Below are 26,004 nucleotides of genomic sequence, written 5' to 3' on the forward strand. Positions count from 1 at the left end.
AATTATCAGGGAGGCGCTGCGCTTATTTCTTGGCGGCGAACAGCGCGTCGAGCTTCTGCTCGAAGGTGTGGTAGTCGATGCGATCGTAAAGCTCCATGCGCGTTTGCATGGTGTCGATCACGTTCTGTTGGGTGCCGTCGCGACGGATCGCGGTGTACACGTTTTCGGCGGCCTTGTTCATGGCGCGAAAGGCCGAGAGCGGGTACAGCACCAGGGAAACATCCGCAGATTTCAACTGTTCGGTGGTGTACAACGGGGTCGAGCCGAATTCGGTGATATTGGCCAGGATCGGCGCTTTTACCCGCGCGGCGAACAGTTTGTACATCTCAAGCTCGGTGATCGCTTCCGGGAACACCATGTCGGCACCGGCTTCGATGCACGCAGCGGCACGCTCCAGCGCGGACTCCAGGCCTTCGACGGCGAGGGCATCGGTGCGCGCCATGATCACGAAACTGTCATCGGTGCGCGCGTCCACGGCGGCCTTGATGCGGTCGACCATTTCCTGCTGGGATACGATTTCTTTGTTCGGACGATGGCCGCAGCGCTTGGCGCCCACCTGGTCTTCGATATGAATGGCGGCCGCGCCGAACTTAATCATCGACTTGACCGTGCGCGCCACGTTGAAGGCCGAGGAACCGAAGCCGGTGTCCACATCCACCAACAGCGGCAAATCGCACACGTCGGTGATGCGCCGCACGTCGGTCAGTACGTCGTCCAGCCCGGTGATACCCAGGTCCGGCACGCCCAGGGAACCGGCGGCCACCCCGCCACCCGAGAGATAGATGGCCTTGAAGCCGGCGCGCTTGGCCAACAGCGCATGGTTGGCGTTGATCGCGCCGACGACCTGCAACGGGTGCTCGCTGGCCACCGCGTCACGGAAGCGCTGGCCGGGTGTGCTTTTGTTGTTCGAACTCATGACTCACCTCTATCAGGGGCGCCGCCTGGGAAATGACGGGCAATATTGCGTTTGGAAGCGCCGATATGCCGGCGCATCAATAACTCGGCCAGTTCGCCGTCGCGATCGGCAATCGCATCAAGAATGCGGTGATGCTCGGCAAACGCCTGGCGGGGGCGGTTGGGCGTGGTGGAGAACTGGATGCGGTACATGCGCACCAACTGGTACAGCTCGCCGCAGAGCATCTGGGTAAGCGTGCGGTTGCCCGCGCCTTGAATGATGCGGTAATGAAAGTCGAAGTCGCCTTCCTGCTGGTAGTAGCCGACACCGGCCTGGAACGCCGCGTCCCGCTCATGGGTGTGCAGCACCTGGCGCAGCTCTTCAATCTCGGCATCGGTCATGCGCTCGGCGGCCAGGCGACAGGCCATGCCTTCCAGGGATTCGCGGATTTCGTACAGTTCGATCAGCTCGGCATGGCTGAGCGAAACCACCCGCGCGCCTACGTGCGGCACCCGCACCAGCAGGCGCTGGCCTTCCAGGCGGTGGATCGCTTCACGCAGCGGGCCACGGCTGATGCCGTAGGTGCGCGCCAGCTCCGGTTCGGAAATCTTGCTGCCGGGGGCGATCTCACCTTTGACGATGGCTGCCTGGATCCGCCGAAAGACGTTCTCCGACATCGTTTGGGACTCGTCTGACGCCACCGTCGGAAGTTCTGATTGAACCGGCATATTGTCGACACCTTGAAAACCAATGCGGCAAAAACTAGCCAATCAATCACGCTTAGTCAAAGAATAAATGCATATTGTCGACAATCGTCTAATAACCTCGACGTGTCGCTTAGGAGCATGGCCGGCTGCCAGCGCTGGCGCCAGAAAAGCATCATGCTAGAATGCCCGCCGCCTTTGCCTGACATCGCTTGATGAAACGGCGCACCAGAGATTGCGCAGTCATGCCAGTCGCCATGAATGAACATCGCACTGCACCGCGTCAGGATCTATGAGACTCAAGCCCCTCCCCCTAATGTTTTGCCTGTTGTCCATCCCGAGCCTCGGCGCCGCCGCCGAGAAGACCGTGTATGGCCTCAACGAATATGCCCAATTGGCCGGTATCGACCTGGAAGTCGCCGCCAAATTGGACACCGGTGCCAAGACCGCCTCCCTCAGCGCCCGCGATATCAAGCGTTTCAAACGCAACGGCGAATCCTGGGTGCGCTTCTACCTGGCCATCGACACCGCCCATTCCCACCCCATCGAACGCCCCCTGGCCCGCGTCAGCAAGATCAAGCGCCGCGCCGGTGACTACGACCCCGATGAGGACAAGAACTACACCGCCCGCCCGGTGATTGCCCTGGATATCTGCATGGGCACCGCTTTACGCAGCATAGAAGTGAACTTGACTGACCGCAGCGCTTTCCAATATCCGCTGCTGATCGGCTCCGAAGCACTCAAACGCTTTGATGCGCTGGTCGACCCCAGTCTTAAATATGCAGCAGGCAAACCTGCCTGCGCCGCCGACGCTCATACCGCCGAGTAAACCGAATGCGCTCTCTGACCCTGCACCTGAAAATCCTCATCACCCTTCTGGTGGTGCTGGGCATTTCGGTCACCGCCTACCAGATCTTCGTGCTGGGGATCCCCGTGACCGAGGACGCCACGGATGACCTGTGGAACATCGACGCCAAGGTCGAGTTCGTCGCCAGCCCCAAGGACCCGGTCAAGATCCAGATGTTCGTGCCGCCGTTGAGCCGTGACTTCGTCAGCCTCAACGAGAGCTTCATCTCCAATAACTACGGGGTGAGCGTCAACCGCATCGACGGCAATCGCAAGGTCACCTGGTCGGCGCGCCGGGCCAAGGGCAACCAGACCCTGTATTACCGCCTGGTGCTGACCAAGCGCTACAGCGGCGAAAAAGCCAAGATCAAAGGCCCGACCTTCCGTGACAGCATCGCCGTGGAAGGCCCGGAAAAAATCGCCGCCGAAGCCCTGCTGGCGCCGATCCGCCAGCACTCGGCCGACGTCGAGACCTTTATCACCGAAGCCATCAAGCGCACCAATAACCTCAACGATGACAATGTGAAGCTACTGCTGGCGGGCGACCCCTCGACGCCGCACAAAGCCAAGATCGTCGAGCTGCTGCTGTCCATCGCCCACGTGCCGGTGGAAAAAGTCCACACCATCCGCCTGGTCGCCGACCAACCGCAAACCCCGGAACTGTGGCTGCGCAGCTTCAATGGCAACGACTGGCTGTACTTCAACCCGGAAACCGGCGAACCGGGCCTGCCCGCCGACCGCCTGCTGTGGTGGACCGGCGATGAAAACCTGATCACCGTCGATGGCGGCAAGAAAGCCATGGTCACCTTCAGCCTCAACAACAGCGAAATGAACGCGATTCGCCTGGCCAAGCTGACCGACGAAAACACCGACGCCAATTTCCTCGAATACTCGCTGTACGGCCTGCCGCTGCAGACCCAGCAGACCTTCATGATCATGGTGATGATCCCGATCGGCGTGCTGGTGATCCTGATCCTGCGCAACCTGATCGGCCTGCAGACCCTGGGCACCTTCACCCCGGTGCTGATCGCCCTGGCGTTCCGTGAAACACAGCTGGGCTTCGGGATTGTGTTGTTCACCATCATCACCGCGCTGGGGCTGTCCCTGCGCTCGTACCTGGAACACTTGAAACTGCAGATGCTGCCGAGGCTGTCGGTGGTGCTGACGTTCGTGGTGGTGTTGATCGCCGCGATCAGCCTGTTCAGTCATAAGTTGGGGCTGGAGCGCGGCTTGTCGGTGGCGCTGTTCCCGATGGTGATCCTGACCATGACCATTGAACGCCTGTCGATTACCTGGGAAGAACGCGGCGCCAGCCATGCCCTGAAAGTGGCGATCGGTACGCTGTTCGCTGCGTCCCTGGCACACATCATCATGAGCGTGCCGGAGCTGATCTACTTTGTGTTCACCTTCCCGGCGATCCTGCTGATCCTGGTGGGCTTCATGCTGGCCATGGGTCGTTATCGCGGCTATCGCCTGACCGAACTGGTGCGGTTCAAGGCCTTCCTCAAGGCTGATTCGTAATGTTCGGCTTCTGGAAGACCTGGAAAGCCCTGGAGGCGCGGGGGATCATGGGCATCAACCGGCGTAATGCCGACTACGTGCTCAAGTACAACAAGCGCAGCCTCTACCCGATCGTGGATGACAAGATCATCACCAAGGAACGGGCGCTGGCGGCCGGCATCCATGTGCCGGAAATGTACGGGGTGATCTCCACCGAAAAGGAAATCGACAAGCTCGACGAGATCATCGGCGGGCGCAGCGATTTCGTGATCAAGCCGGCCCAGGGCGCCGGCGGTGACGGCATCCTGGTGGTGGCCGACCGCTTTGAAGGGCGCTACCGCACGGTGTCCGGCAAGATCATCAGCCACGAGGAGATCGAACATCAGATTTCCAGCATTCTCACCGGGCTGTACTCCCTGGGCGGCCACCGCGACCGCGCGCTGATCGAATACCGCGTGGTGCCCGACCAGATCTTCAAAAGCATCAGTTACGAAGGCGTGCCGGACATCCGCATCATCGTGCTGATGGGTTACCCGGTGATGGCCATGCTGCGCCTGCCGACCCGGCAGTCCGGCGGCAAGGCCAACCTGCACCAGGGCGCAATCGGCGTAGGCGTCGACCTGGCCACCGGCCTGACCCTGCGCGGCACTTGGCTGAACAACATCATTACCAAACACCCCGACACCACTAACGCGGTGGACGGCGTGCAACTGCCCAACTGGGACGGCTTCATGAAGCTCGCGGCGGGCTGCTATGAACTGTGCGGGCTGGGCTATATCGGCGTGGACATGGTGCTCGACCAGGAAAAAGGCCCGCTGATCCTGGAGCTGAATGCACGGCCGGGGCTGAATATCCAGATCGCCAACGACTGCGGCCTGACCTTGCGTACCCATGCGGTAGAGGCGCGGCTGGAAGAACTGAAGGCTGCCGGCGTGACGGAAACCGTGGAAGAGCGGGTGAAGTTCGTGCAGGCGATGTTCGGCCATATTCCGCCCGTTGAAGGCTGATCCGGCCTTCGAACTGTCTATCCCCGACATCCCCTCTAGGAGCAAATCCTACAGGGGACTACAATCCCCTCCCCCGCGTCCTGGCTGATCCACCCCGCATGTCGACCTGCACCGTTTATCCGCTGCCCTACCGGGCCAACCCCGCTGAGTATTTCGCGGCGATTCGCCACGCCCCCGGCGCGGTGCTGCTCGACAGCGGCCGCCCGACGGCCGAACGCGGCCGCTATGACCTGCTCAGCGCCTGGCCGGAAACCACGTTGACGGTATCGCCTGACGAAAGCGGTGAGCATTTCCTGCAACGCCTGCGGGAAAACCTTACGCAGTTGGGTAAGGCCGACCTGCCGGTAGGATATGACCTGCCGTTCGCCGGCGGTTTGATCGGCTATTTGAGTTACGACTTCGGCCGGCATCTGGAGCAGATGCCGACCCTGGCGGTAGACGATCTGCATCTGCCGGATGCACGCTTGGGCCTGTATGCCTGGGCGCTGGTCAGTGATCACCAGGCGCAGACCAGCCAATTGGTGTTTCATCCGGCCCTGATCGACAGCGAACGGCAACGGTTGATGGCGCAGTTCACTCAAGTGCCCGTCGCCACTTCGGCCACCTTCGGGCTCCAGGGGCCGATGACGCCGGATATCACGGCGCAGGCGTACCGCCAGGCCATCGTGCGCATCCAGGACTATATCCAGGCCGGCGACTGCTATCAGGTCAACTTCGCCCAACGCTTTCGCGCCCCCTGCAGCGGCGATCCCTGGGCCGCTTACTGCGCGTTGCGCGAAGCCTGCCCGACACCGTTTTCCGGGTTCCAGAGCCTGCCCGACCAGGGCGCGGTTCTCAGCCTGTCGCCGGAACGTTTCGTGCACATCAGCGAGCGCCGGGTCGAAACCCGCCCGATCAAAGGCACCCGCCCGCGCGGCCACACACCCGAAGAAGACGCCGCCCACGCCGCGGAGCTGCTGGCCAGCCCCAAGGATCGCGCGGAAAACCTGATGATCGTCGACCTGCTGCGCAACGACCTGGGCCGTACCTGCCGCACCGGTTCGGTCAGCGTGCCGCAGCTGTTCAGCCTGGAAAGCTACCCCAACGTGCACCACCTGGTGAGCAGCGTCATCGGCACCCTCGCCGACGACAAGGACGCCCTGGACCTGATCGCCGGCAGCTTCCCCGGCGGCTCCATCACCGGCGCGCCGAAAATCCGCGCCATGCAGATCATCGATGAACTGGAACCGACCCGGCGCGGCCTGTACTGCGGCTCGCTGATGTACCTGGACGTACGCGGCGAGATGGACAGCTCGATTGCCATCCGCAGCCTGTTGGTCAAGGACGGGCAAGTGTGCTGCTGGGGCGGGGGCGGGATCGTGGCGGACTCGCAGTGGGAGGCGGAGTATCAGGAGTCGTTGACGAAGGTGGCGGTGTTGTTGCGGACGTTGGAAGGGTTGTAGAGGCTGGGGAGTCGACTGGGGGCAAGCCCTCTCCCACTGGAAAAAGCCTGAATCAGAACCGCGCTGGACTGGGTTCGAGGGGGAGGATAGGTTCCAAATCCGACTATCCACCGCCGGTTGTGAAGGACCACATGAAGCGACTGTCTGCTTGCCAGAAATCATTTCCTCGTTTGCATATCCCCTTGACCGCACCTATCATCTCCCAAATTGGGAGGATGCGGCGATGAGAATAATTGCGCGGTCCACCCTGCGAACATTCTGGGAAAGCCATCCCGCTCATACCGATGCAAAAGCCCCCCTCACCGAATGGTATCGCCACATGGAACAGGCCATTTATCCGACACCGCAAGCGCTGAAAGCACAGCTCAGGACAGCAAGCATTCTGAAGAGTGGCAGAGTTGTATTTAACGTGGGCGGCAATAAGTATCGAGTGATCATGGCTATCGATTATCAGCGACAACTTGGCTTCATACGTTTCATGGGAACCCATGCGCACTACGATCAGATCAATGCGGAGACCATCTGATGAACATCAAACCCATTCATAGTCAGGAAGATCTGACCGCCGCGCTCGCACGCGTCGAGCAGCTATGGGGCGCAGAAGCCGGCTCGCCCGAAGGTGATGAACTGGAGATCCTGGCCATCTTGATCGAGAAATACGAGGCCGAACACTTCCCGATGCCTGGGTCGGATCCAGTGGAAGCGATTAAATTCCGCATGGAGCAGTTGGGCATGACAGCCCGCGATCTTGAGCCTTTCATTGGTACGAGCGGGCGTGTTTCCGAAGTGCTGAATCACAAGCGCAAGTTGAGCTTGTCGATGATCAAACGCCTACATGAAGGCCTGCGCATTCCTTACGAAAGCTTGCTGGCAGGCAATTGAGGCTCAGGCTTAACTTGCGCCCCATCGGGGCTTGCACCGATGGGGCCCTCAGTCGCGCTGAAAGCTTTAAAGACTCAACGACCGATTCGACGCCTTGATAAATTCCTGCTTCAACGCCTCGAACGTATGCACCGCCGGAAACTGCGGGAATTCGCGGATCACATTGTCCGGCGCATGGAACAAAATCCCCTGGTCAGCCTCGCCCAACATAGTGGTGTCGTTGTAGGAATCGCCGGCGGCGATCACGCGGTAGTACAGGCTCTTGAAGGCCAGTACCGATTGGCGCTTGGGGTCTTTCTGGCGCAGTTGGTAGCTCACCACGCGATCGGTCTCGTCGGTGATGAGGCGGTGGCACAGCAAGGTCGGGAAACCCAGCTGGCGCATCAGCGGCTGGGAAAATTCATAGAAGGTGTCGGACAGGATCACCACCTGGAAGCGTTCGCGCAGCCAGTTGACGAACTCGACGGCGCCCTCCAGCGGTTTGAGGGTGGCGATCACTGCCTGGATATCGGCGAGTTTCAGGCCGTGTTCGTCGAGAATGCGCAGGCGCTGTTTCATCAGCACATCGTAGTCGGGAATGTCCCGGGTGGTGGCCCGCAGGGATTCGATGCCGGTTTTTTCGGCGAAGGCGATCCAGATTTCCGGCACCAGCACCCCTTCCAGGTCAAGGCAGGCGATTTCCACGAGACACTCCATATTGGTGTTATTGGTTGAGCGAACAAAAGGACTGCCGAACTCTAGCGATTCAAGCCCGTGGCCGCAACGCAGGACGGTTTTTGGTACCATCGCCCACCTATAGAGCGCTCAGCGCCACTGACCTGCAGGAACCGTGCTGATGAACCAAGCCTTCGACGTCGTTGGACTCGCCGCGACTTACGCCAACAAATCCGCCCAGGACATCCTCAAACTGGCGTTCAGCCAGTTCGGCGACGACCTGTGGATCTCTTTCAGCGGTGCCGAGGATGTGGTGCTGGTGGACATGGCCTGGAAGCTGAACAAAAACGTCAAGGTGTTCAGCCTCGACACCGGTCGCCTCCATCCGGAGACCTACCGGTTTATCGAACAGGTCCGTGAGTTCTACAAGATCGACATCGAACTGATCTCGCCCGACCAGAGCAAGCTGGAACCTTTCGTCAAGGAAAAGGGGCTGTTCAGCTTCTATAAGGACGGTCACGGCGAGTGCTGCGGTATCCGCAAGATCGAGCCGTTGCGCCGCAAACTCGCCGGCGTCAGCGCCTGGGCCACCGGCCAACGCCGCGACCAGAGCCCCGGCACTCGCAGCCAGGTGGCGGTGCTGGAAATCGACACAGCGTTTTCCACCCCGGAACGCACCTTGTACAAGTTCAACCCGCTGGCGCAGATGAGCAGCGAAGAAATCTGGGGCTACATCCGCATGCTGGAGCTGCCTTACAACAGCCTGCACGAACGCGGCTTTATCAGCATCGGCTGCGAGCCATGCACCCGCCCGGTGTTACCGAACCAACACGAACGCGAAGGCCGTTGGTGGTGGGAAGAAGCCACGCAGAAAGAATGCGGGCTGCACGCCGGGAATATCATCAGCAAAGCCTAAGGGCTGACGCAGTTAAATAGGTGGGAGGGGGCTTGCCCCCGATAACGGTGGATCAGCCAGCTTAGCGCTGTCTGACACTGCGCTATCGGGGGCAAGCCCCTCCCACATTTGTTTTGAGTTTAACTTTTTGATGTACACACATTTGTAACCATAGGTGCCATTTATGTGTGCAATTCTCAGAAATCCGCACCATAACGTAACACCGGTTCCGCATCATCCTGCGTACTGGCGAATAGCCCTGCCTCAACAGAAAAATAAATAGCTGTTCAAACGGTCAATTTATATCGCTTTGAATTCAGATAGTTATTTATCCCACCTATAAAAACGAAATTACCCACAGTTTTGATAGATCCAAAACTGGCACGCATGTGGCTTAAGGTGAAAAGCGCTTTGTATACAATAAATACAAAACCTACATACACTTTGCCATCCGCGGCTTTGCTGCAGATGCCTTGGAGCCTGCCGGAATGCGTACAAGCCTCTCGAATGACATCGCACTGGATCTGCCCTCCTGCGCCGTGAACCATCAGGCCATGAGCCCTGGCCCGCTGGTGCTGAGCCCGCGCCTGCACAACAAGGACCTGGCGCCGACCAAGGTGGAAGGCCGCCGCTGGGGGCGCTACAGCATCTTTGCGCTGTGGACCAACGACGTGCACAACATCGCTAACTATTCATTCGCCATCGGCCTATACGCCCTGGGCCTGGGCGGCTGGCAGATACTGCTGTCCCTGGGGATCGGTGCGGCGCTGGTGTACTTCTTCATGAACCTGTCGGGGTACATGGGGCAAAAAACCGGCGTGCCGTTTCCCGTGATCAGCCGCATCAGCTTCGGTATCCATGGGGCGCAGATACCGGCGTTGATCCGTGCGGTGATCGCGATTGCCTGGTTCGGTATCCAGACCTACCTGGCTTCGGTGGTTTTCCGCGTGCTGCTGACAGCGATTCATCCAGGCTTTGCCGATTACGACCACAACTCGATCCTCGGCCTGTCGACCCTGGGCTGGGTATGTTTCGTGGCGATCTGGTTCGTGCAACTGGTGATCCTGGCCTATGGCATGGAAATGGTGCGGCGCTATGAAGGGTTTGCCGGCCCGGTGATTCTGCTGACCATGGCCGCCCTGGCCGGCTGGATGTACTTCCAGGTGGACGGCCATATTGCCTGGTCGGTCCGCGAGCCGCTGAGCGGCGGTGAGATGTGGCGCAATATCTTTGCCGGCGGCGCGCTGTGGCTGTCGATCTACGGCACGCTGATTCTCAATTTCTGCGATTTCGCGCGGTCCTCGCCGTGCCGCAGGACCATCGTGGTCGGCAACTTCTGGGGCCTGCCGGTGAATATCCTGGTGTTCGCCGCCATCACCGTACTGCTGTGCGGCGGGCAGTTCCAGCTCAATGGTCGAGTGATCGAGAGCCCCACCGAGATCATCGCGGCGATCCCCAACACCCTGTTCCTGGTGCTCGGTTGCCTGGCCTTCATGATCGTGACGGTGGCGGTGAATATCATGGCCAACTTCGTCGCGCCGGCCTTTGTGCTGAGCAACCTGGCGCCCAAGTACCTGAATTTCCGCCGCGCCGGGCTGATCAGCGCCACCGTGGCGGTGCTGATCCTGCCGTGGAACCTCTACAACAGCCCGCTGGTGATCGTGTACTTCCTTTCGGGCCTGGGCGCTCTGCTCGGGCCGCTGTATGGCGTGATCATGGTCGATTACTGGCTGATCCGTAAAAGCCAGGTGAACGTGCCGCAGCTCTACAGCGAAGACCCGCTGGGCGCCTATTACTACAGCCGTGGGGTCAACTTGCGCGCGGTGGCGGCGTTTATTCCGGCGGCAGTGATCGCCATCCTGCTCGCCTTGCTGCCGGGGTTCGCCAGTGTCTCGCCGTTTTCCTGGCTGTTTGGCGCCGGTATTGCAGGGCTGCTGTACCGGCTGATCGCCAAGCGCCAGCCTTTCTATGCCGATGTCAGCGGCGAAAGCATTGCAGTCGATAACGTCAGTCATTAATCAAGGACACCCCATGCGCATCCTCGTGGTCAACGTCAACACTACCGCCTCCATCACCGAAACCATTGCCCAACAGGCGCGGGCCGTGGCGGCACCGGGCACCGAGATTGTCGGGCTCACCCCGTATTTCGGCGCCGAATCGGTGGAGGGCAACTTCGAAAGCTACCTGGCTGCCATCGCCGTGATGGACCGCGTGATGGCCTATGACCAGCCGTTCGATGCGGTCATCCAGGCCGGCTACGGCGAACACGGTCGCGAAGGCCTGCAGGAGTTGCTCAACGTGCCGGTGGTGGACATCACCGAAGCGGCCGCCAGCACTGCCATGTTTCTTGGCCATGCGTACTCGGTGGTGACCACCCTGGACCGCACCGTGCCATTGATCGAAGACCGCCTGAAACTGGCCGGCCTGTACGCGCGCTGTGCCTCGGTACGCGCCAGCGGCATGGCCGTGCTGGAACTGGAAGAAGACCCATTGGCCGCCATGGAGGCCATCGTGCGCCAGGCCGAGCGGGCCATCCACGACGACAAGGCCGAGGTAATCTGCCTCGGCTGCGGCGGGATGGCCGGGCTGGATGAGCAGATTCGCCAGCGCACCGGCGTGCCGGTGGTGGACGGCGTAACGGCGGCGGTGACTATTGCCGAATCGCTGGTGCGCCTGGGGTTGTCGACGTCGAAGATCAGGACCTATGCCACGCCAAGGCCGAAGAAGGTGATCGGCTGGCCGGGGATGTTCGGGCGATAGGCCCACGATTCGATTAAACCGCGCTGAACCGCTGCCCCAGACGCTGTTCGGCAAACTGCTCGATGATGAAATCCACAAAGGCCCGGGTTTTGCCGGGCAGCAGCTTGTGCTCGGCGTAGTAGATGGAAATATTGCCATCGTCCACATACCACTCAGGCAGCACCCGCACCACCGCGCCACTGTCCAGAAACGGCACCGCCATGGGCATGCTCACCAGCGCAATGCCCAGGCCCTGGGCGCTGGCGCAGCAGGCGGCTTCGGAGTCGCTCAGGGTCATGCGCGGTTTGAGTGTGAGGGGGCGCTGTTCACGCTCGGGACCGGTCAACTGCCAGGTGCGCACGCGGCCGGTTTGCGGCGAGCGGATCAGGATGCCCAGGCAGCGCCCCAGGTCTTCGGGCCCTCGCACCAGCGGGCGTGTGGCCAGGTAACCCGGCGACGCCACCAACACTCGATGGGCTGGCGCCAGTTTGCGCGCCACCACGCCCTGAGGCAGTTCGAAGCCACCACCGATGGCCGCATCGAAGCCCTGGCCGATCAGGTCTACCTGGCGATTATCAAAGTGCCAGTCCGGGCTGATATCCGGAAAGCGTTCGATGAATCGCGCCAACAATGGCATCACATAGCGATTGCCGAACACAGTGCCCATGCTCACCTTGAGTGTGCCCACCGGCCGCCCTTCGGCGCTGGCCAGGTTGGCTACGGCGTTCTGGATGGTGATAAGGCTGCCGCTGACTTCATCGAGGAACAGCTTGCCGGCTTCGGTGAGGGTCAGGCGCCGCGTGCTGCGCTGAAACAGACGCACACCGAGGCGCGCTTCAAGCTTGGCCACGCTTTTGCCCACCGCCGCAGGGGTCAGGCTCAAGTGCCGCGCAGCCTCGGCAAAGCTGCCGCCTTCGGCGCTGCGCACAAAGCATTCGATACTGCCAAAGCTTTCCATATCGCCCCACTCTAAACTTCTGGTTTACACAGACTATAGCAATCACGGTCTACCGGCCTGAGCGAGCGAGGTCGATACTCGGCTGCAACCACAAGGCATACCGCCTTGAACAGACAGGAGATCGACATGACTGCACACACCCTCAACGGCAAAGTCGCCTTGATCCAAGGCGGCTCGCGCGGCATCGGCGCCGCGATCGTCCAGCGCCTGGCCGCCCAAGGCGCTGCCGTGGCCTTTACTTACGTCAGCTCGGCGGCCAAGGCTGAGGCTTTGCAGAACAGCGTGATCAACGCCGGCGGCCAAGCCCTGGCCATTCACGCCGACAGCGCCGATGCCGCCGCGATCCGCAACGCGGTCACCGCCACCGTCGAGGCATTCGGCCCTCTGGATATTCTGGTGAACAACGCCGGCGTGCTGGCCATCGCCCCGCTGGAAGACTTCACGCTGGAAGACTTCGACCAGACCCTCGCGATCAACGTGCGCAGCGTATTCATCGCCACCCAGGAAGCCGCCAAGCACATGAGCGAAGGCGGCCGCGTGATCAATATCGGCAGCACCAACGCCGAGCGCATGCCCTTCGGTGGCGGCGGGCCGTATGCCATGAGCAAAGCCGCGCTGGTCGGTTTGACCAAGGGCCTGGCACGAGACCTGGGGCCGCGTGGCATCACCATTAACAACGTGCAGCCTGGGCCGGTGGACACCGACATGAACCCGGCCAACAGCGACTTTGCCGAGAGCCTGATCGGCTTGATGGCCATTGGGCGGTACGGACATGTGGAGGAGATCGCCAGTTTTGTGGCGTATCTGGCGGGGCCGGAAGCGGGGTATATCACAGGCGCGAGCCTCACCATCGACGGTGGCTTCAGCGCCTGACCCAGTGCAGGAGGGGCTTGCCCCTCTCACCTGTTGACCGTGTCGATTCAGGTCATCGGCGGTAAGCCATAGGCCGCCAGATCAAAGTCCGCGAGCTTGCGGATGATCTGGTCGGCGTGGTGGTATTTGCTGTCGGCCATGGCTTCATCGGGCACGGCGATGGCAGTCATCTGGGCGGCCTTGGCAGCGGTCACGCCGAACGGCGAATCTTCGAACACCAGGCAATCTTTGGGGTCGACACCCAGGCGGCGCGCGGCGGTGAGGAAGATGTCCGGCGCGGGCTTGGCCGCGCCGACTTCCGGGTCGTCCGCCGTGACGATGGTGTCGAACAACGCAAACCACTCGCGGTGCAAGGTGGTCTTGTGTCCGAACGAATTGCGCGACGAGCTGGTGCCCACGGCAATCGGGATGTTGTGCGCTTTCAAGTGCCGCACCAAAGCCTCAGCGCCGGGCATGCCAAGGGCCTTGGGGAAACGCTCGCTCATCAGCGGTTCGCGGATCTGCAGAAACTCGGCCGGAGTGATCGGCAGTTCCAGCGCCTTGACCACGTATTCAGCCAGGTCCTGAGCCCCACGCCCGATGATGTGCTGCTTGATACCCCAGTCGTAGGTACGGCCGTAGCGTTCGGCGATAATCTGCGTCACTTCGGTGTAGATGCCTTCGGTATCCAGCAATAACCCGTCCATATCGAAAATCACGGCCTTGATCGGGACAGCGGTACGCGGTGCATTCATCACAACGGATCCTTGGGAGAACGACTAAAAGGGTTCAGCACAATAACGGTGACACCGACACGCGGGCAACCTTTAGGGCGCGGTTGATCCCGCGTCGCGTACAGGATCGCGACAGCTTGGCTGGTGAAGAATCAGTATCCCTCACGCCGTTCACAGACGCCGCCATGTCCGAAGCCTTCGAAGTCCCGAGCCCCCACGAAAAACATATCGAACACACCACCGAACACGCCCACGCCCGCGGGGATAGTTTCGCCAGTCGCATCGCCGTGATGACCGCGTTGATGGCCACCCTCGGCGCCATGCTCAGCTACCAGGCCGGTTCCACCGAGAGTGAAGCGGCGATGGACAAGAACAACGCCGCGATCATCAAGACCGAAGCCGCCAACCAGTGGAATTACTACCAGGCCAAGTCCAGCCGACAAAACCTGGCGGAGCTGGCCACCCATATCCCCGGCGTGGATGCCGCGCATTACCGGGAAGAGATCGAACGCTACAAAAACCAGAAGGAGGCCGTGCGCCAACAGGCAGAAAAGCTTGAAGCCACTTCACGGGAGTGGGATGAAAAATCCGAGCAGGCGCTGCATCGGCACCACCGCTGGGCCCAGGCGATGACTGCGATTCAGATCGCGATTTCGTTGGCGGCAATTACTTTGTTGACGAGGAAGGAATGGTTGAAGCGGCTTTCGTACGCGGCCGCAGGCGGGGCCATGGTGCTGGGCGGGTTGGCGTGGCTGCATGTTTAGCCAGCGCGGCGTGAGCGAGCCTAATCGTTCAGATTCGTTTCAATTCGTCAGAGCAGCGATTACAGTACGCGCCCCCAGGAATTGAATCCTGGGCTTTAGTTCATGGAGTTACACAGTGAAGTACGTCAGCAAAGTGGTTGCAGCAGCAGTACTCGGTTTCACCCTGGCCGGCTGCACCGGCACCGCCATCAAATCCCCACAGTACGACAGCAGCCAATACACCGTGCTCGGTCACAGCGAAGCCAGCGCCACCGGCATCATGTTGTTCGGCCTGATCCCGATCGGTCAGAACAGCCGTTTCGTGCGCGCGCAGCAAGCCGCCATCCAGGCTAAAGGCGGCGACGCGCTGATCAATACCCAAGTGCAGGAAAAATGGTTCTGGGCCTGGGTGCTCAGCGGCTACACCACCAAGATCTCCGGTGATGTGGTCAAGCTGAAAACCGCGCACTAAATCGCCCGGGCGCTCGCCCACGCCCGCGACGTATCATGGGCCGACCTTTCGAGGATGGCCCATGAACCTCAGTATCGTTTACGCCCTCTGCGCCGCCGCCCTGTTCGGTGCCAGCACCCCGCTCGCGAAACATTTCGGCATGGGCCTCTCGCCCCTCCTGCTGGCCGGTTTGCTGTACCTCGGCAGCGGCCTCGGCCTCGGCGTGGTACGCCTGATCCGCGATCGCGGCTGGCGGCCCAGCGGGCTGAAGCCCCTTGAATGGCCCTGGCTGCTGGGCGCCATCCTCTTCGGCGGCATCCTCGGCCCCGTTGCCCTCATGTATGGTTTGATCCGCACCGCAGGCGCGACCGCTTCACTGCTGCTCAACCTGGAATCGGTACTTACCGCCCTGATCGCCTGGCTCGTGTTCCGAGAGAACGCCGACCGCCGTATCGTGCTGGGGATGATCGCGATTGTGCTGGGCGGCTTGGTGTTGTCGTGGTCCGACGGCGTCGGCGCCGGTCACGACTGGAGCGGGCCGCTGGCGGTCGCGCTGGCCTGCCTGTGCTGGGGCATCGATAACAACCTGACGCGCAAGGTCTCTGCCTCCGATGCGGTGTTTATCGCCGGCATCAAAGGCCTGATCGCCGGCCTGGTGAATACTGCCCTGGCCGTTTACCTCGGCGCACAATGGCCGGCGGCCACACAGTTGGCGCCGATCCTGCTGGTGGGCTTGCTCGGCTACGGCATCAGCCTGGTGCTGTTTGTACTGGCGTTGCGCGGCCTGGGCAGCGCGCGCACGGGGGCCTACTTCTCCACCGCCCCCTTCCTCGGAGCGGTCCTGGCCGTTCTGGCGCTGGGCGAGTCGGTATCGAACGCGTTCTGGATCGCCTCGGCATTAATGGCGGCAGGCGTGTGGCTGCACCTGACCGAACGCCACGCCCACGAACATCAGCACGAAGCCACGGAACACGGCCATCGGCATGTGCATGACGAACATCATCAGCATGAACATGCCTTTGAATGGGACCCGAAAGAGCCTCACAGCCATGTGCATGTGCACAGCCCGCTCAGGCATAGCCACGCGCACTTTCCGGATGTGCATCATCGACACCGGCATTGAGCGCCTGGCCGCAGCTCAGTCCGGCACCGGCTCAACCACCACGCGATTGCGTCCGCCTTGCTTAGCCTGGTACAGCAATTGATCCGCTCTCTCGAGGACGGCAGCTATCGACTCGCCATCAGCACGCCACAAAGCCACCCCGAGTGAGACCGTAACATGCCCGACGGTCTCGATGCTGGCTGCCTCAATCGAGGCGCGCAGCCGCTGAGCAACGTCGGCCGCTGTGTGCAGTGAACTGCCCGGCAATAACAGGACGAACTCCTCCCCACCTACCCTGCAAGGCAGGTCGTTGGCGCGTGAATTCTGTTGCATGAGTTGAGCAACGGCACGCAGCGTTTCATCCCCCACGCCGTGCCCGAACGTATCGTTGACGCGCTTGAAATGGTCAATGTCGATGGACACCACGGCGAACGCTTTGCCCGCCTCCTGCCAGAGCGACAGAACGTCCTGCATCGCACGGCGATTGGCCAGCCCTGTCAGGGTATCCGTGTGGGCCTGCTGATTGAGCTTGCCGATCTTTTCCTGCAACAGGGTTGCCCCCAGCAACAACGCTCTGCGGATCTGCCAGCTTTCAAAATAGCGCGCAGGTACAGCGCTGATGCGCGCATAACTGTCCGGCGTGTCCAAGCGTTTGGCACAGTCGGCGAGCCGCGACAACGGGGCCGAAATTCTGGTCCCCAACCACCAGATCAGAATGATCCCGAACAGCCCCAGTGGCGCGATACCTTGAGCGATTTTGATCATTGTCCGGCGCAGGACTGCCTGGATATTTTCCAGGGGCTGCTGCGAGATCACGCCCCACCCGCTGCTGGGCACTTGAGCAAAGCCGGCGAGCATTTCCACACCGTGCTCATCCACAGCCTGCAATGTGCCCGCGGCCTCTTTGAGCGATGCATCGGCGATCAAATCCGCGCCCCTCACGCTGCCTATCTGCTCGGGATAATTGTGATAGAGCACCCGGCGGGCGCCATCGATCAAGTAGAAATGCGCGCCGTCTTTACGCACATTCGTGTCCATGAGGGCTTGAAGGGTATTGCTCTGCTCCAGCCGAATAGTGCCGCCGATCAAGCCCAGGTACTGCCCTTTCACATCGAATATGGGATGAGAGATAAAGACCACCAGGTTGCCGGTGATGGATCTGAAGGCGTTGCTGATTTTCGCCGTGCGCAGACTCAGGGGCTCTTTGTGCTGCAACGTACGGCCGTTGAGCTGAAGGCTTTCGGGGGGCAGAAGCAACGATGGTGCCGTTCGCGTCGGCGACCAGTACGGAGTTGAAACTGGCATCCTGCTCAACCAGGCGTTTGGCTTCCCGAGTCAACGCACTGTTGTCGCCAAACGTTTTGCCAATCCCGGCTGAACCGTACTTCAACTTATCAAGGTCGGCGTTCAGTACCTGCTCGACACTGCGAGCAATACGGGCGGCATAGGCCTGGTTGGCGTCCAGTGCATTTTCAATCAGCTCTTGCTTCTGAATCTTGAACATCACCCAGAAACTGTTGGCCAGCGTCGCAACGGCAGAAAACAGGACAAAAATAAGAATCAGGCTACGCAGGTTGAGTGTGGGCTTCGGTCGAGTGGTCATTTACGCAATCCGGGTGAGGCGCAGGAGGTACAACAAACAAGTTAAAGTATGAATCGCCCGGTACACCGGCAGGAATGCGGGCTTCTCACACCAAGCTTGGCACCCATCGGGCGGTTAGAAAATGGAATTCGGATCTGCTTTGGATAATAGGGCTGCAGCCACATGAAAATGCTCGTCATCGCCTCACTGGGAATGCTGTCGCTGTCCCAGGTATCACTCGCCTCCGCAGACACTGCCAACGGCAAATCCCTCTTTTTACAGCGATGCTCTATGTGCCACGGGCCAGACCTCAAAGCGACGGGCCCTTTAGCGAGAAAAAGCACCCCGCCCACGCCTGACCTGACCACACCGGCTTTCAAGCAACGTTTAAATGAATACCCAGGTGTTATCGTGGCGTCAGTCATCCTTCGCCCAAATGGCAACTTGATTCCGAGGACCTTGCAGGAAAATGGTGTAAAGCTGCCGGCGCACGCATGGAGCGTTCAGGATCTGCGGGACTTGAATGACTATATGCGAGGGGTGATTGTAAAAAGTCGGTGACGAGACAGGGGCTGGGCACTACCTAGCGTGCCGGACCTTGTATTTGCGAACCCCAGAAACCACAAACCCCCGGCTCTTTATAAGAAACCAGGGGTTTGTGTTTGTAGAATGTGGCGGTGAAGGAGAGATTCGAACTCTCGATACAATTTCTTGTATACACACTTTCCAGGCGTGCTCCTTAAGCCACTCGGACACTTCACCGTATCTCGTCAAACCAGTTCAGTCTGTCGAGGCGCGCTAATGTAGTCGAAAGCCTTTCTGATGGCAAAGGTTTTTTTCAGAATATTCATGCGGTTAGCCGGCTATGCCGGAGCCTGCCCGGCGAGGGGTGGCGATTGTGCCATTCTCGGGCACTGCTGATGCCGGTCGTAAGGCTTTGCCGCGCCACGCCGCAGGCCGTCTACGCTTGGGCACGCGTGAAAAGCCTGACTGGGCAGTCAGTCATGGCGCTTTACCCGGGCGGGCGCGGTGGGTAACGTCTGCTGCATTCTTCTATAACAAGCCCTACAAGGAACCGCGTCATGAGTGAGCTGATTGCCTACCACCTCGAAGACGGTATCGCGACCCTGACCTTGAGCAACGGCAAGGTCAACGCCATTTCCCCTGCGGTGGTCAGTGCGTTTAACGAAGCGCTGGACCAGGCCGAGAAGGATCGGGCGGTGGTGGTGATCACCGGCACGCCGGGAATTCTGTCCGGGGGTTACGATTTGAAGGTGATGACCGCCGGCCCTAAAGAAGCAATCGGCCTGGTGACGTCGGGCTCCACATTGGCGCGGCGCCTGTTGTCGCACCCCTTCCCGGTGATTGTGGCGTGCCCTGGGCATGCGGTTGCCAAGGGCGCATTTCTGTTGTTGTCGGCGGATTATCGGATCGGTGTCGAAGGTCCGTTCAGCATCGGCCTCAACGAAGTGATGATCGGCATGACCATGCACCACGCCGGCATCGAGCTGGCGCGGGACCGTCTGCGCAAATCGGCGTTTCATCGCTCGGTGATCAACGCCGAGATGTTCGACCCGCAGGGCGCATTGCAGGCCGGCTTCCTCGACAAGGTGGTCGCCCCCGAAGAACTGCACGCAGCAGCCCTGGAAGCTGCACGGCAATTGAAGAAGATCAACATGAACGCCCACAAGCACACCAAATTGAAAGTCCGCAAAGCGCTGCTGGAAGCGCTGGACGAGGCGATTATCCAGGATCAGGGCCATATTCTGAGCTAAGTCCTTCGTTGCGTGCGTCTAAGCCCGACCTTGCGTCGGGCTTTGTCTTACAGCCATATCTGAAAAAAACTCCCGCCGCTCTAGGCTGGGGTCTCTGACAGATACAGAAACATGCCCTCAAACATCGCCCATCTCCTCACTCTATAGCGCCAATTGCCGAATACAGTGCACATCCGTACACTGCGCCCCCTTTTGTTTCGATAGGCCATGTGGATGCTTTTTCTGTTACGGATGGTGCTGATGAGCCTGCACTTTATAGTCGCCGGGGTGCTGGGCGTGCTGATCGGCGTCTGCCGACCGTTCAACCCGGACAACAGCCGCCTGTGCGCCCGTCTCTATGCGGTGCCTGCCATGTGGTTGCTGGGGCTGGAGGTGAAGGCCGATGTCGACTCGCTGCGCCATAAACCGGGCACCTGCGTGATTATCGCCAACCATCAGTCCAACTATGACTTGTTCGTGTTCGGCACCGTGGTGCCCCACCGTACCGTGTGCATCGCCAAGAAGAGCCTGAAATGGGTGCCCTTGTTCGGCCAGTTGTTCTGGCTGGCGGGCAATGTGTTGATCGACCGGGGCAATGCGCACAAGGCGCGCCGGGCGATGCTTACCACCACACGCACACTGCAACACGAAGACACGTCAATCTGGGTATTCCCGGAAGGTACGCGCAACCTGGGCAAGGGCCTGCTGCCCTTCAAGAAAGGCGCGTTTCATATGGCGATTGCCGCCGGCGTGCCCATCGTGCAGGTATGTGTCAGCAATTACGTCACCCATATGCAACTCAATCGCTGGAACAGCGGTGATGTGCTCATACGCTCGTTGCCACCTATTCCTACCGTTGGCATGACCTCGGAGGATATCCCAGCCTTGATGCAAGCCTGTCAGGCGCAGATGGACGCGTGCATCAAGGCAATGGATGGGCAACTGAACAGCGTGTAATCCCGTCTCCTTTGCAGGGCTGGGGTTGCTCGCTGCGCCAACGGAACGCCATTCAGGCTAAGCTGCCCAACATCTGTCCCCTCCTATAAGAAGTGATCAGCACCATGGGTAGAGTTGTTGCGGCCGCCGTGTACAGCGCCGGAAAGAAAGTCACCGATATCACCCTTGACGAAGGCGCGGCATGGGCCGCCAAACCCGGCCATTTTGTATGGATCGGCCTGGAAGAGCCCAACGCCCAGGAATTGGCCAACCTGCAACGCCAGTTCAACCTGCATGAACTGGCCATCGAAGATGCCTTGGAAAAACACAGCCGTCCCAAGCTGGAAACCTTTGGTGACGCGCTGTTTATCGTCACTTACTCGCCGGTGCGCGAGAACGGCAAACTGATATTTATTGAAACCCATATTTTCGCCGGCAACGGTTACGTGATCACCGCGCGCAACGGTCATTCGGCGTCCTACGGTTTTGTGCGCCAGCGCTGTGAGGCGCGGCCGCTGTTGCTGGAGCATGGGGAAGATTTCGTACTGTATGCACTGCTGGATTTCGTCACGGAAAACTACCAGCCGGTCAGCGAGGCGATTCACGCCGAGATCGATGAGCTGGAGCGCAATGTGCTGTGCAGTTCGTTGAGCGAACGCGATATCCAGAACCTGCACAGCCTGCGGCGCGATGTGCTGCGGCTCAAACGTCACGTGGCGCCGATGGTGGAGATCAGCCAGGAACTGCAAAAGCTGAGCTTCCCGTTTATCGACAAGAACATGCGCCCGTACTTCCGCGATGTGCAGATCCACGTCACGCGGCAGATGGAAGACCTCACCACCCTGCGCGACATCGCCAGCCAGACCATCGAGATCGGGGTGTTGCTGGAGGCGTCGCGCCAGAGCGTGGTGCAGCGCAAATTCGCCGCCTGGGCGGCGATCCTGGCGTTCCCCACTGCGGTGGCAGGGATTTACGGGATGAATTTCCAGAACATGCCCGAGCTGCAATGGCACTACGGCTACTTTGCGGTGCTCGGGCTGATTGCGGTGGGATGCACCAGCCTATGGGCCAGTTTCAAGCGCTCGGGATGGCTTTAACTTCGGCCTCGGGCGTGTGCGCCACGAAGCGCATCATCCATTCCGCTACGGTGACGCCGTGGTGCTCGCGTGCCAGGCTGGCCACACCGTTTGAGTACACCTTTTCACCCAAGGTTGTCTGAAGAATCTCCAGCAACTCGCGCGAATAGTCCTGGATAAATTCCGGGTGGCCCTGAAAGCACAGCACCTGATCGCCGATGTGGTATGCGGCGAACGGGCAAAACTCGCTGGAGGCAATGACCTTGGCGCCCTCCGGCAAGGTGGTCACCTGGTCCTGATGGCTGATCAGCAGGGTCAGTTCCGGCACCTCGGGGCTCATCCAGGGGGTCTTGGCATCCAGCGTGTAATCATGGATGCCCATGCCCCAGCCTTGAGTGGCGCGCTCGGCTTTGCCACCCAGCAGCAGTGCCAGCAACTGGTGACCGAAACAGATGCCCAGCAATTTGTCGCCGCGCTTGTAACGCTCTAGCAGGTAGGTTTTGAGCGTCTGGATCCACGGGTCGGTACCGAAGGAATCGGCCTTGCTGCCGGTAACCAGGTAGGCGTCAAACCGCTCATCGTCCGACGGGTATTCTCCGTTCACCACGTTGTACACGACAAACTCGGCAGGGATCGGCTGCTTGGCGAACAGGCGCTTGAACATCTGCCCGTAACCTTGGTACTGATCGATCAAGCCTGGACGCAGGATATCGGTTTCCAGGATGCAGACGCGTAGCGACATAAAAAATACCTGACACGGCGATGGGAATATTGAACACCTCAAGCCTGCCTGCAAACCTACCTGCAAAGCAAGCCCCCGCCGCACCTATACAAAGCGCTGCCCGCGCGCGGCCTTCTCCAGCAACAACGCCGGCGGTGTGAACCGCTCGCCATACTGTTCGGCCAGATAGCGGGCGCGGGCGATAAAGTCGTTCAGGCCGTACTGATTGATAAATTGCAGCGCGCCGCCGCTCCACGCGGCAAAGCCGATGCCCAGGATCGAGCCCACATTGGCGTCCGCCGTGGACATCAACACGCCCTCCTCCACGCAGCGCACGGTTTCGATGGCCTGGATAAACAGCAACCGGTCGCGCACGTCCTGGGATGCAATCCGTTGTTCGGGCCGCTCGAAACGTTGTTTAAGCTCAGGCCAGAGGTATTTCTGCGCGCCACTGGGGTATTCATAAAAACCGCCGCCGGCGGCCTTGCCTGGCCGTTTGAATTGATTGACGAACAGGTCGATCAGCGCTGTGGCTGGATGGGCCCGCATCGCCTTACCTTCGGCCTGCAGGTCCTTGGCGGTTTGCTGTCGGATATGGTTCATCAGGCTGAGGGAGACTTCATCGGACACCGCCAGCGGCCCTACCGGCATGCCCGCCTTGCGCGCTTGCATCTCGATCAACGGCGCGGCCACGCCCTCGCCCAGCATGGCGATACCTTCGCTGGTGAACGTGCCAAACACCCTTGAGGTGAAGAAGCCGCGACTGTCGTTGACCACGATAGGAGTTTTTTTGATCTGGCGTACGAAATCAAAGCTGCGGGCCAGGGTTTCATCCGAGGTGCGCGCGCCCTTGATGATTTCCACCAGCGCCATCTTGTGCACCGGGCTGAAGAAATGCAGACCAATAAACCTGGCCGGGTCCGGCACCGCCGTGGCCAGGCCACTGATGGGTAAGGTGGAGGTGTTGGATGCGATCACCGCGTCGGCCCCCACCACACGTCGGGCAGCGGCTGACACGCTCGCCTTGAGTTCGCGGTCTTCAAACACCGCTTCAATGATCAGGTCACAGCCGGCCAGGTCGCTGTCATCTTGAGTAGGATGGATCCGCGCCAGGATGCTTTCGCGTTGTTCAGCGCTCAATTGCCCACGGCCGAGCTTCTTGTCGAGCAGGGCCGCCGAATGCGCCTTGCCTTTCTCGGCCGCCGCCAGGTTGATGTCCTTGAGCACCACGTCGATCCCGGCACTGGCGCTGACATAAGCGATACCCGCGCCCATCATGCCCGCGCCGAGCACGCCGAGCTTGCGCGTCACACAAGGCGCAATACCCTGCGGGCGTGAACGGCCGGCGTTGATGTCATTGAGCTGGAACCAGAAGGTGCCGATCATATTTTTAGCCACTTGCCCGGTGACCAGTTCGGTGAAGTAGCGGGTTTCGATCAGATGAGCGGTCTCGACGTCCACCTGGGCGCCTTCGACGGCGGCGCAGAGGATTTTCTCCGGCGCAGGGAAGCAGCCGTGGGTTTTGCTGCGCAGGATCGATGGCGCAATCGCCAGCATTTGCGCGATTTTGGGGTGCGACGGTGTCCCGCCGGGGATCGGGTAGCCCTTGTGGTCCCAGGGCTGTCTGGCCTCGGGATTGGCAAGAATCCAGGCACGAGCCAGGGCCAGCATCGCCTCGCGGTCCGTGGCCAGCGCATGGACCAAACCGGCCTGCAGTGCTTGCTGCGGCCGCACTTTTTTCCCTTCGAGCAAATACGGCAGGGCTTTTTCCAGGCCCAGCAGGCGCACCATGCGTACCACGCCCCCGCCGCCGGGCAGTAAACCCAGGGTGACTTCCGGCAACCCCAACTGTATCGATTGATCGTCCAGGGCGATGCGGTAATGACAGGCCAGGCAAATCTCCCAGCCACCGCCCAGTGCCGCACCATTGATGGCAGCCACCACCGGCCTGCCCAAGGTCTCCAGGCGACGCAACTGCGCCTTAAGCACCCGCACGCCGTCGTAGAACGCCTTGGCGTCGGCCTTCTCGACCTTGATCAACTCGTTGAGGTCGCCGCCGGCGAAGAACGTCTTCTTGGCCGAGGTCATCACCACGCCGGCGATGTGGTCCTTTTCCGCTTCCAGCCGTGTGACGGTGGCGGCCATGGCCTCTCGGTATACAGCGTTCATGGTGTTGGCGCTCTGGCCGGGCAGGTCGAGGGTCAGCACTACGATCCGGTCCTGGCCTATTTCGTAACGAATGGCATCGGTCATGACTAATTCCTAAGGCTCAGAGACGTTCGATTACAGTGGCGATACCCATGCCACCGCCCACACACAGAGTGGCCAGGCCGTAGCGCTGTCGGCGTGCCTCCAGTTCGTCGAGCAAGGTGCCCAGGATTGCGCAGCCGGTGGCGCCCAACGGATGACCCATGGCGATCGAGCCGCCATTGACGTTGACCCGCGCCGGGTCGATGCCCATGTCCTTGATGAACTTGAGCACCACCGAGGCGAAGGCTTCGTTGACCTCAAACAAGTCGATGTCTTCCACACGCAAACCGGCCTTGGCCAAGGCCTTGCGGGTGGCCGGAGCGGGGCCGGTGAGCATGATGGTGGGATCGGTGCCGGTCACCGCTGCGGCGACAATGCGCGCCCGTGGCTGCAGGCCCAGCTCCCGGCCCTTGGACTCGGAACCGATCAGCATCAGCGCGGCACCGTCGACGATGCCGGAACTGTTACCCGGCGTGTGCACATGGTGGATGCGCTCCACATGGCTGTAGATCCGCAACGCGGTGGCGTCGAAGCCCATCTGCCCGATCATCTCGAAACTGGGTTTGAGCTGGCCGAGCCCCTTGAGGGTGGAGTCGGCGCGGATAAACTCATCATGATCCAGTAGCACAATGCCGTTCTGGTCCTGCACCGCGATCAGCGACTTGCTGAAAGAACCGTCCGCACGGGCCCTGGCTGCTTTCTGCTGAGACTGTAAGGCAAAGGTATCGACGTCCTCACGGGTGAACCCTTCCAGCGTGGCGATCAGGTCCGCACCGATACCTTGGGGGGTGAAATGGCTGTGCAGGTTGGTCTGCGGGTCGAGCACCCAGGCGCCGCCGTCGCTGCCCATGGGCACGCGGGACATGGATTCGACACCGCCGACCACCACCAGGTCTTCAAAACCTGAACGCACTTTCATCGCGCCCAGATTGACCGCCTCCAGGCCCGAGGCGCAGAAGCGATTGACCTGCACGCCGGCGACGCTGATGGCCCAGTCGGCGACTAGTGCGGCAGTTTTGGCGATGTCGGCCCCCTGGTCGCCCACCGGGGTCACGCAGCCGAGCACGATGTCATCCACTTGCCGAGTGTCGAGGTCGTTGCGTTGCGCCAGCGCCGTGAGCAACCCGGCGGCCAGGTTGACCGGTTTGACGCTGTGCAAGGCGCCATCAGCCTTGCCTTTGCCACGGGGCGTGCGTATCGCATCAAAGATCAGAGCTTGGGTCATGACATCCTCGAAACGTGCATATGAGCCCTTACCTTAAGCCCGATTGACACGGTTTC

The 26,004-nt window shown here is 60.6% G+C and carries 27 protein-coding genes and 1 tRNA gene; 17 read left to right on the forward strand and 11 right to left on the reverse strand.

Annotation, left to right across the window (positions count from 1 at the left end; genetic code table 11):
* Positions 1–22: 22 nt before the first annotated feature.
* Both prpB and PSH94_RS18755 read right to left on the reverse strand, forming a co-directional pair.
* The gene (prpB, locus tag PSH94_RS18750; protein ID WP_122772418.1) at positions 23–916 is read right to left on the reverse strand and encodes a methylisocitrate lyase; all 894 of its coding nucleotides are present in this window, start codon (positions 914–916) and stop codon (positions 23–25) included.
* Positions 913–1,623, reverse strand: coding sequence for a GntR family transcriptional regulator (locus tag PSH94_RS18755; protein ID WP_181081674.1), 711 nt, complete (start codon positions 1,621–1,623; stop codon positions 913–915). The genes prpB and PSH94_RS18755 overlap by 4 nt, the downstream gene beginning before the upstream one ends.
* Before the next feature lie 268 nt (positions 1,624–1,891).
* Here PSH94_RS18755 and PSH94_RS18760 point away from each other — a divergent pair, with 268 nt between their 5' ends.
* The 6 genes from PSH94_RS18760 (at position 1,892) to PSH94_RS18785 (ending at position 7,276) form a co-directional block, all read left to right on the forward strand.
* Complete coding sequence (locus PSH94_RS18760) at positions 1,892–2,428, forward strand: ATP-dependent zinc protease (protein ID WP_181081675.1); 537 nt, start codon at positions 1,892–1,894, stop codon at positions 2,426–2,428.
* A gap of 5 nt (positions 2,429–2,433) precedes the next feature.
* Positions 2,434–3,966 (forward strand): inactive transglutaminase family protein, encoded by a 1,533-nt coding sequence (locus PSH94_RS18765; protein ID WP_181081676.1) that lies wholly within the window; start codon positions 2,434–2,436, stop codon positions 3,964–3,966.
* Complete coding sequence (locus tag PSH94_RS18770) at positions 3,966–4,952, forward strand: alpha-L-glutamate ligase-like protein (protein WP_034099736.1); 987 nt, start codon at positions 3,966–3,968, stop codon at positions 4,950–4,952. The genes PSH94_RS18765 and PSH94_RS18770 overlap by 1 nt, the downstream gene beginning before the upstream one ends.
* Positions 4,953–5,050: 98 nt before the next feature.
* Positions 5,051–6,394 (forward strand): aminodeoxychorismate synthase component I, encoded by a 1,344-nt coding sequence (pabB, locus tag PSH94_RS18775; RefSeq protein ID WP_305435552.1) that lies wholly within the window; start codon positions 5,051–5,053, stop codon positions 6,392–6,394.
* A 223-nt stretch (positions 6,395–6,617) separates the two neighbouring features.
* Positions 6,618–6,920: a type II toxin-antitoxin system HigB family toxin gene (locus PSH94_RS18780; RefSeq protein ID WP_305437743.1), complete on the forward strand. Its 303-nt coding sequence runs from the start codon at positions 6,618–6,620 to the stop codon at positions 6,918–6,920.
* A complete protein-coding gene (locus PSH94_RS18785; RefSeq protein ID WP_040269126.1) occupies positions 6,920–7,276 on the forward strand; it encodes a type II toxin-antitoxin system HigA family antitoxin in 357 nt (118 codons plus the stop codon). Before PSH94_RS18780 ends, PSH94_RS18785 begins: the two co-directional genes overlap by 1 nt.
* Positions 7,277–7,342: 66 nt before the next feature.
* Here PSH94_RS18785 and thrH read toward each other — a convergent pair whose 3' ends face one another.
* Positions 7,343–7,960 carry a bifunctional phosphoserine phosphatase/homoserine phosphotransferase ThrH gene (thrH, locus tag PSH94_RS18790; RefSeq protein WP_266246347.1) on the reverse strand — a complete coding sequence of 206 codons (618 nt, stop codon included), beginning with the start codon at positions 7,958–7,960 and terminating at the stop codon, positions 7,343–7,345.
* A 151-nt stretch (positions 7,961–8,111) separates the two neighbouring features.
* On the opposite strand from thrH, the gene PSH94_RS18795 reads away from it, so the two are divergent.
* From PSH94_RS18795 to PSH94_RS18805, 3 genes are all read left to right on the forward strand, one after another.
* On the forward strand, positions 8,112–8,846 hold the full coding sequence (locus PSH94_RS18795) for a phosphoadenylyl-sulfate reductase (RefSeq protein ID WP_181081678.1): 735 nt from the start codon (positions 8,112–8,114) through the stop codon (positions 8,844–8,846).
* 467 nt (positions 8,847–9,313) lie between these two features.
* Complete coding sequence (locus tag PSH94_RS18800) at positions 9,314–10,843, forward strand: NCS1 family nucleobase:cation symporter-1 (RefSeq protein ID WP_181081679.1); 1,530 nt, start codon at positions 9,314–9,316, stop codon at positions 10,841–10,843.
* A gap of 13 nt (positions 10,844–10,856) precedes the next feature.
* Positions 10,857–11,585: an aspartate/glutamate racemase family protein gene (locus tag PSH94_RS18805; protein WP_181081680.1), complete on the forward strand. Its 729-nt coding sequence runs from the start codon at positions 10,857–10,859 to the stop codon at positions 11,583–11,585.
* Between the two features lie 13 nt (positions 11,586–11,598).
* On the opposite strand, the gene PSH94_RS18810 is transcribed toward PSH94_RS18805, so the two are convergent.
* Complete coding sequence (locus PSH94_RS18810) at positions 11,599–12,522, reverse strand: LysR family transcriptional regulator (protein ID WP_181081681.1); 924 nt, start codon at positions 12,520–12,522, stop codon at positions 11,599–11,601.
* A gap of 126 nt (positions 12,523–12,648) precedes the next feature.
* Here PSH94_RS18810 and PSH94_RS18815 point away from each other — a divergent pair, with 126 nt between their 5' ends.
* Positions 12,649–13,395: a 3-oxoacyl-ACP reductase family protein gene (locus PSH94_RS18815; RefSeq protein ID WP_305435553.1), complete on the forward strand. Its 747-nt coding sequence runs from the start codon at positions 12,649–12,651 to the stop codon at positions 13,393–13,395.
* A gap of 47 nt (positions 13,396–13,442) precedes the next feature.
* Here PSH94_RS18815 and PSH94_RS18820 read toward each other — a convergent pair whose 3' ends face one another.
* Positions 13,443–14,129 (reverse strand): HAD-IA family hydrolase, encoded by a 687-nt coding sequence (locus PSH94_RS18820; RefSeq protein WP_181081683.1) that lies wholly within the window; start codon positions 14,127–14,129, stop codon positions 13,443–13,445.
* A gap of 164 nt (positions 14,130–14,293) precedes the next feature.
* Here PSH94_RS18820 and PSH94_RS18825 point away from each other — a divergent pair, with 164 nt between their 5' ends.
* The 3 genes from PSH94_RS18825 to PSH94_RS18835 all read left to right on the forward strand — a co-directional run bounded on the left by PSH94_RS18825 (position 14,294) and on the right by PSH94_RS18835 (position 16,425).
* Positions 14,294–14,872 carry a DUF4337 domain-containing protein gene (locus PSH94_RS18825; protein ID WP_305435554.1) on the forward strand — a complete coding sequence of 193 codons (579 nt, stop codon included), beginning with the start codon at positions 14,294–14,296 and terminating at the stop codon, positions 14,870–14,872.
* A gap of 115 nt (positions 14,873–14,987) precedes the next feature.
* On the forward strand, positions 14,988–15,323 hold the full coding sequence (locus PSH94_RS18830; RefSeq protein WP_181081685.1) for a hypothetical protein: 336 nt from the start codon (positions 14,988–14,990) through the stop codon (positions 15,321–15,323).
* A gap of 61 nt (positions 15,324–15,384) precedes the next feature.
* Positions 15,385–16,425 carry a DMT family transporter gene (locus tag PSH94_RS18835; RefSeq protein WP_266246352.1) on the forward strand — a complete coding sequence of 347 codons (1,041 nt, stop codon included), beginning with the start codon at positions 15,385–15,387 and terminating at the stop codon, positions 16,423–16,425.
* Between the two features lie 15 nt (positions 16,426–16,440).
* Here the strand turns inward: PSH94_RS18835 and PSH94_RS18840 are convergent, their stop codons facing one another.
* Together PSH94_RS18840 and PSH94_RS18845 are read right to left on the reverse strand one after the other, a co-directional pair.
* Complete coding sequence (locus PSH94_RS18840; protein WP_313629935.1) at positions 16,441–17,430, reverse strand: diguanylate cyclase; 990 nt, start codon at positions 17,428–17,430, stop codon at positions 16,441–16,443.
* Positions 17,423–18,007: a hypothetical protein gene (locus PSH94_RS18845; protein WP_305435555.1), complete on the reverse strand. Its 585-nt coding sequence runs from the start codon at positions 18,005–18,007 to the stop codon at positions 17,423–17,425. The genes PSH94_RS18840 and PSH94_RS18845 overlap by 8 nt, the downstream gene beginning before the upstream one ends.
* Before the next feature lie 162 nt (positions 18,008–18,169).
* On the opposite strand from PSH94_RS18845, the gene PSH94_RS18850 reads away from it, so the two are divergent.
* The gene (locus PSH94_RS18850) at positions 18,170–18,547 is read left to right on the forward strand and encodes a c-type cytochrome (RefSeq protein ID WP_181081688.1); all 378 of its coding nucleotides are present in this window, start codon (positions 18,170–18,172) and stop codon (positions 18,545–18,547) included.
* Positions 18,548–18,658: 111 nt separating this feature from the next.
* On the opposite strand, the gene PSH94_RS18855 is transcribed toward PSH94_RS18850, so the two are convergent.
* Positions 18,659–18,748: transfer RNA gene (locus PSH94_RS18855), tRNA-Ser, on the reverse strand.
* Positions 18,749–19,068: 320 nt separating this feature from the next.
* On the opposite strand from PSH94_RS18855, the gene PSH94_RS18860 reads away from it, so the two are divergent.
* The 3 genes from PSH94_RS18860 (at position 19,069) to PSH94_RS18870 (ending at position 21,773) form a co-directional block, all read left to right on the forward strand.
* Positions 19,069–19,761: a crotonase/enoyl-CoA hydratase family protein gene (locus PSH94_RS18860; RefSeq protein ID WP_034099749.1), complete on the forward strand. Its 693-nt coding sequence runs from the start codon at positions 19,069–19,071 to the stop codon at positions 19,759–19,761.
* 213 nt (positions 19,762–19,974) lie between these two features.
* Complete coding sequence (locus tag PSH94_RS18865) at positions 19,975–20,697, forward strand: 1-acylglycerol-3-phosphate O-acyltransferase (RefSeq protein WP_305435556.1); 723 nt, start codon at positions 19,975–19,977, stop codon at positions 20,695–20,697.
* 104 nt (positions 20,698–20,801) lie between these two features.
* Positions 20,802–21,773: a magnesium and cobalt transport protein CorA gene (locus PSH94_RS18870; protein WP_181081690.1), complete on the forward strand. Its 972-nt coding sequence runs from the start codon at positions 20,802–20,804 to the stop codon at positions 21,771–21,773.
* On the opposite strand, the gene PSH94_RS18875 is transcribed toward PSH94_RS18870, so the two are convergent.
* From PSH94_RS18875 to PSH94_RS18885, 3 genes are all read right to left on the reverse strand, one after another.
* Positions 21,751–22,494 carry an amidotransferase gene (locus tag PSH94_RS18875; protein ID WP_253508949.1) on the reverse strand — a complete coding sequence of 248 codons (744 nt, stop codon included), beginning with the start codon at positions 22,492–22,494 and terminating at the stop codon, positions 21,751–21,753. The two genes, PSH94_RS18870 and PSH94_RS18875, sit on opposite strands and share 23 nt — an antisense overlap.
* 84 nt (positions 22,495–22,578) lie before the next feature.
* Positions 22,579–24,726, reverse strand: a complete 2,148-nt coding sequence (locus PSH94_RS18880) for a 3-hydroxyacyl-CoA dehydrogenase NAD-binding domain-containing protein (RefSeq protein WP_305435557.1) — start codon at positions 24,724–24,726, stop codon at positions 22,579–22,581.
* A 16-nt stretch (positions 24,727–24,742) separates the two neighbouring features.
* Positions 24,743–25,948, reverse strand: a complete 1,206-nt coding sequence (locus PSH94_RS18885; protein WP_305435558.1) for an acetyl-CoA C-acetyltransferase — start codon at positions 25,946–25,948, stop codon at positions 24,743–24,745.
* Positions 25,949–26,004 lie beyond the last annotated feature (56 nt).

This window comes from Pseudomonas sp. FP2254 (genome assembly GCF_030687695.1).
Lineage (GTDB): Bacteria > Pseudomonadota > Gammaproteobacteria > Pseudomonadales > Pseudomonadaceae > Aquipseudomonas > Aquipseudomonas quebecensis.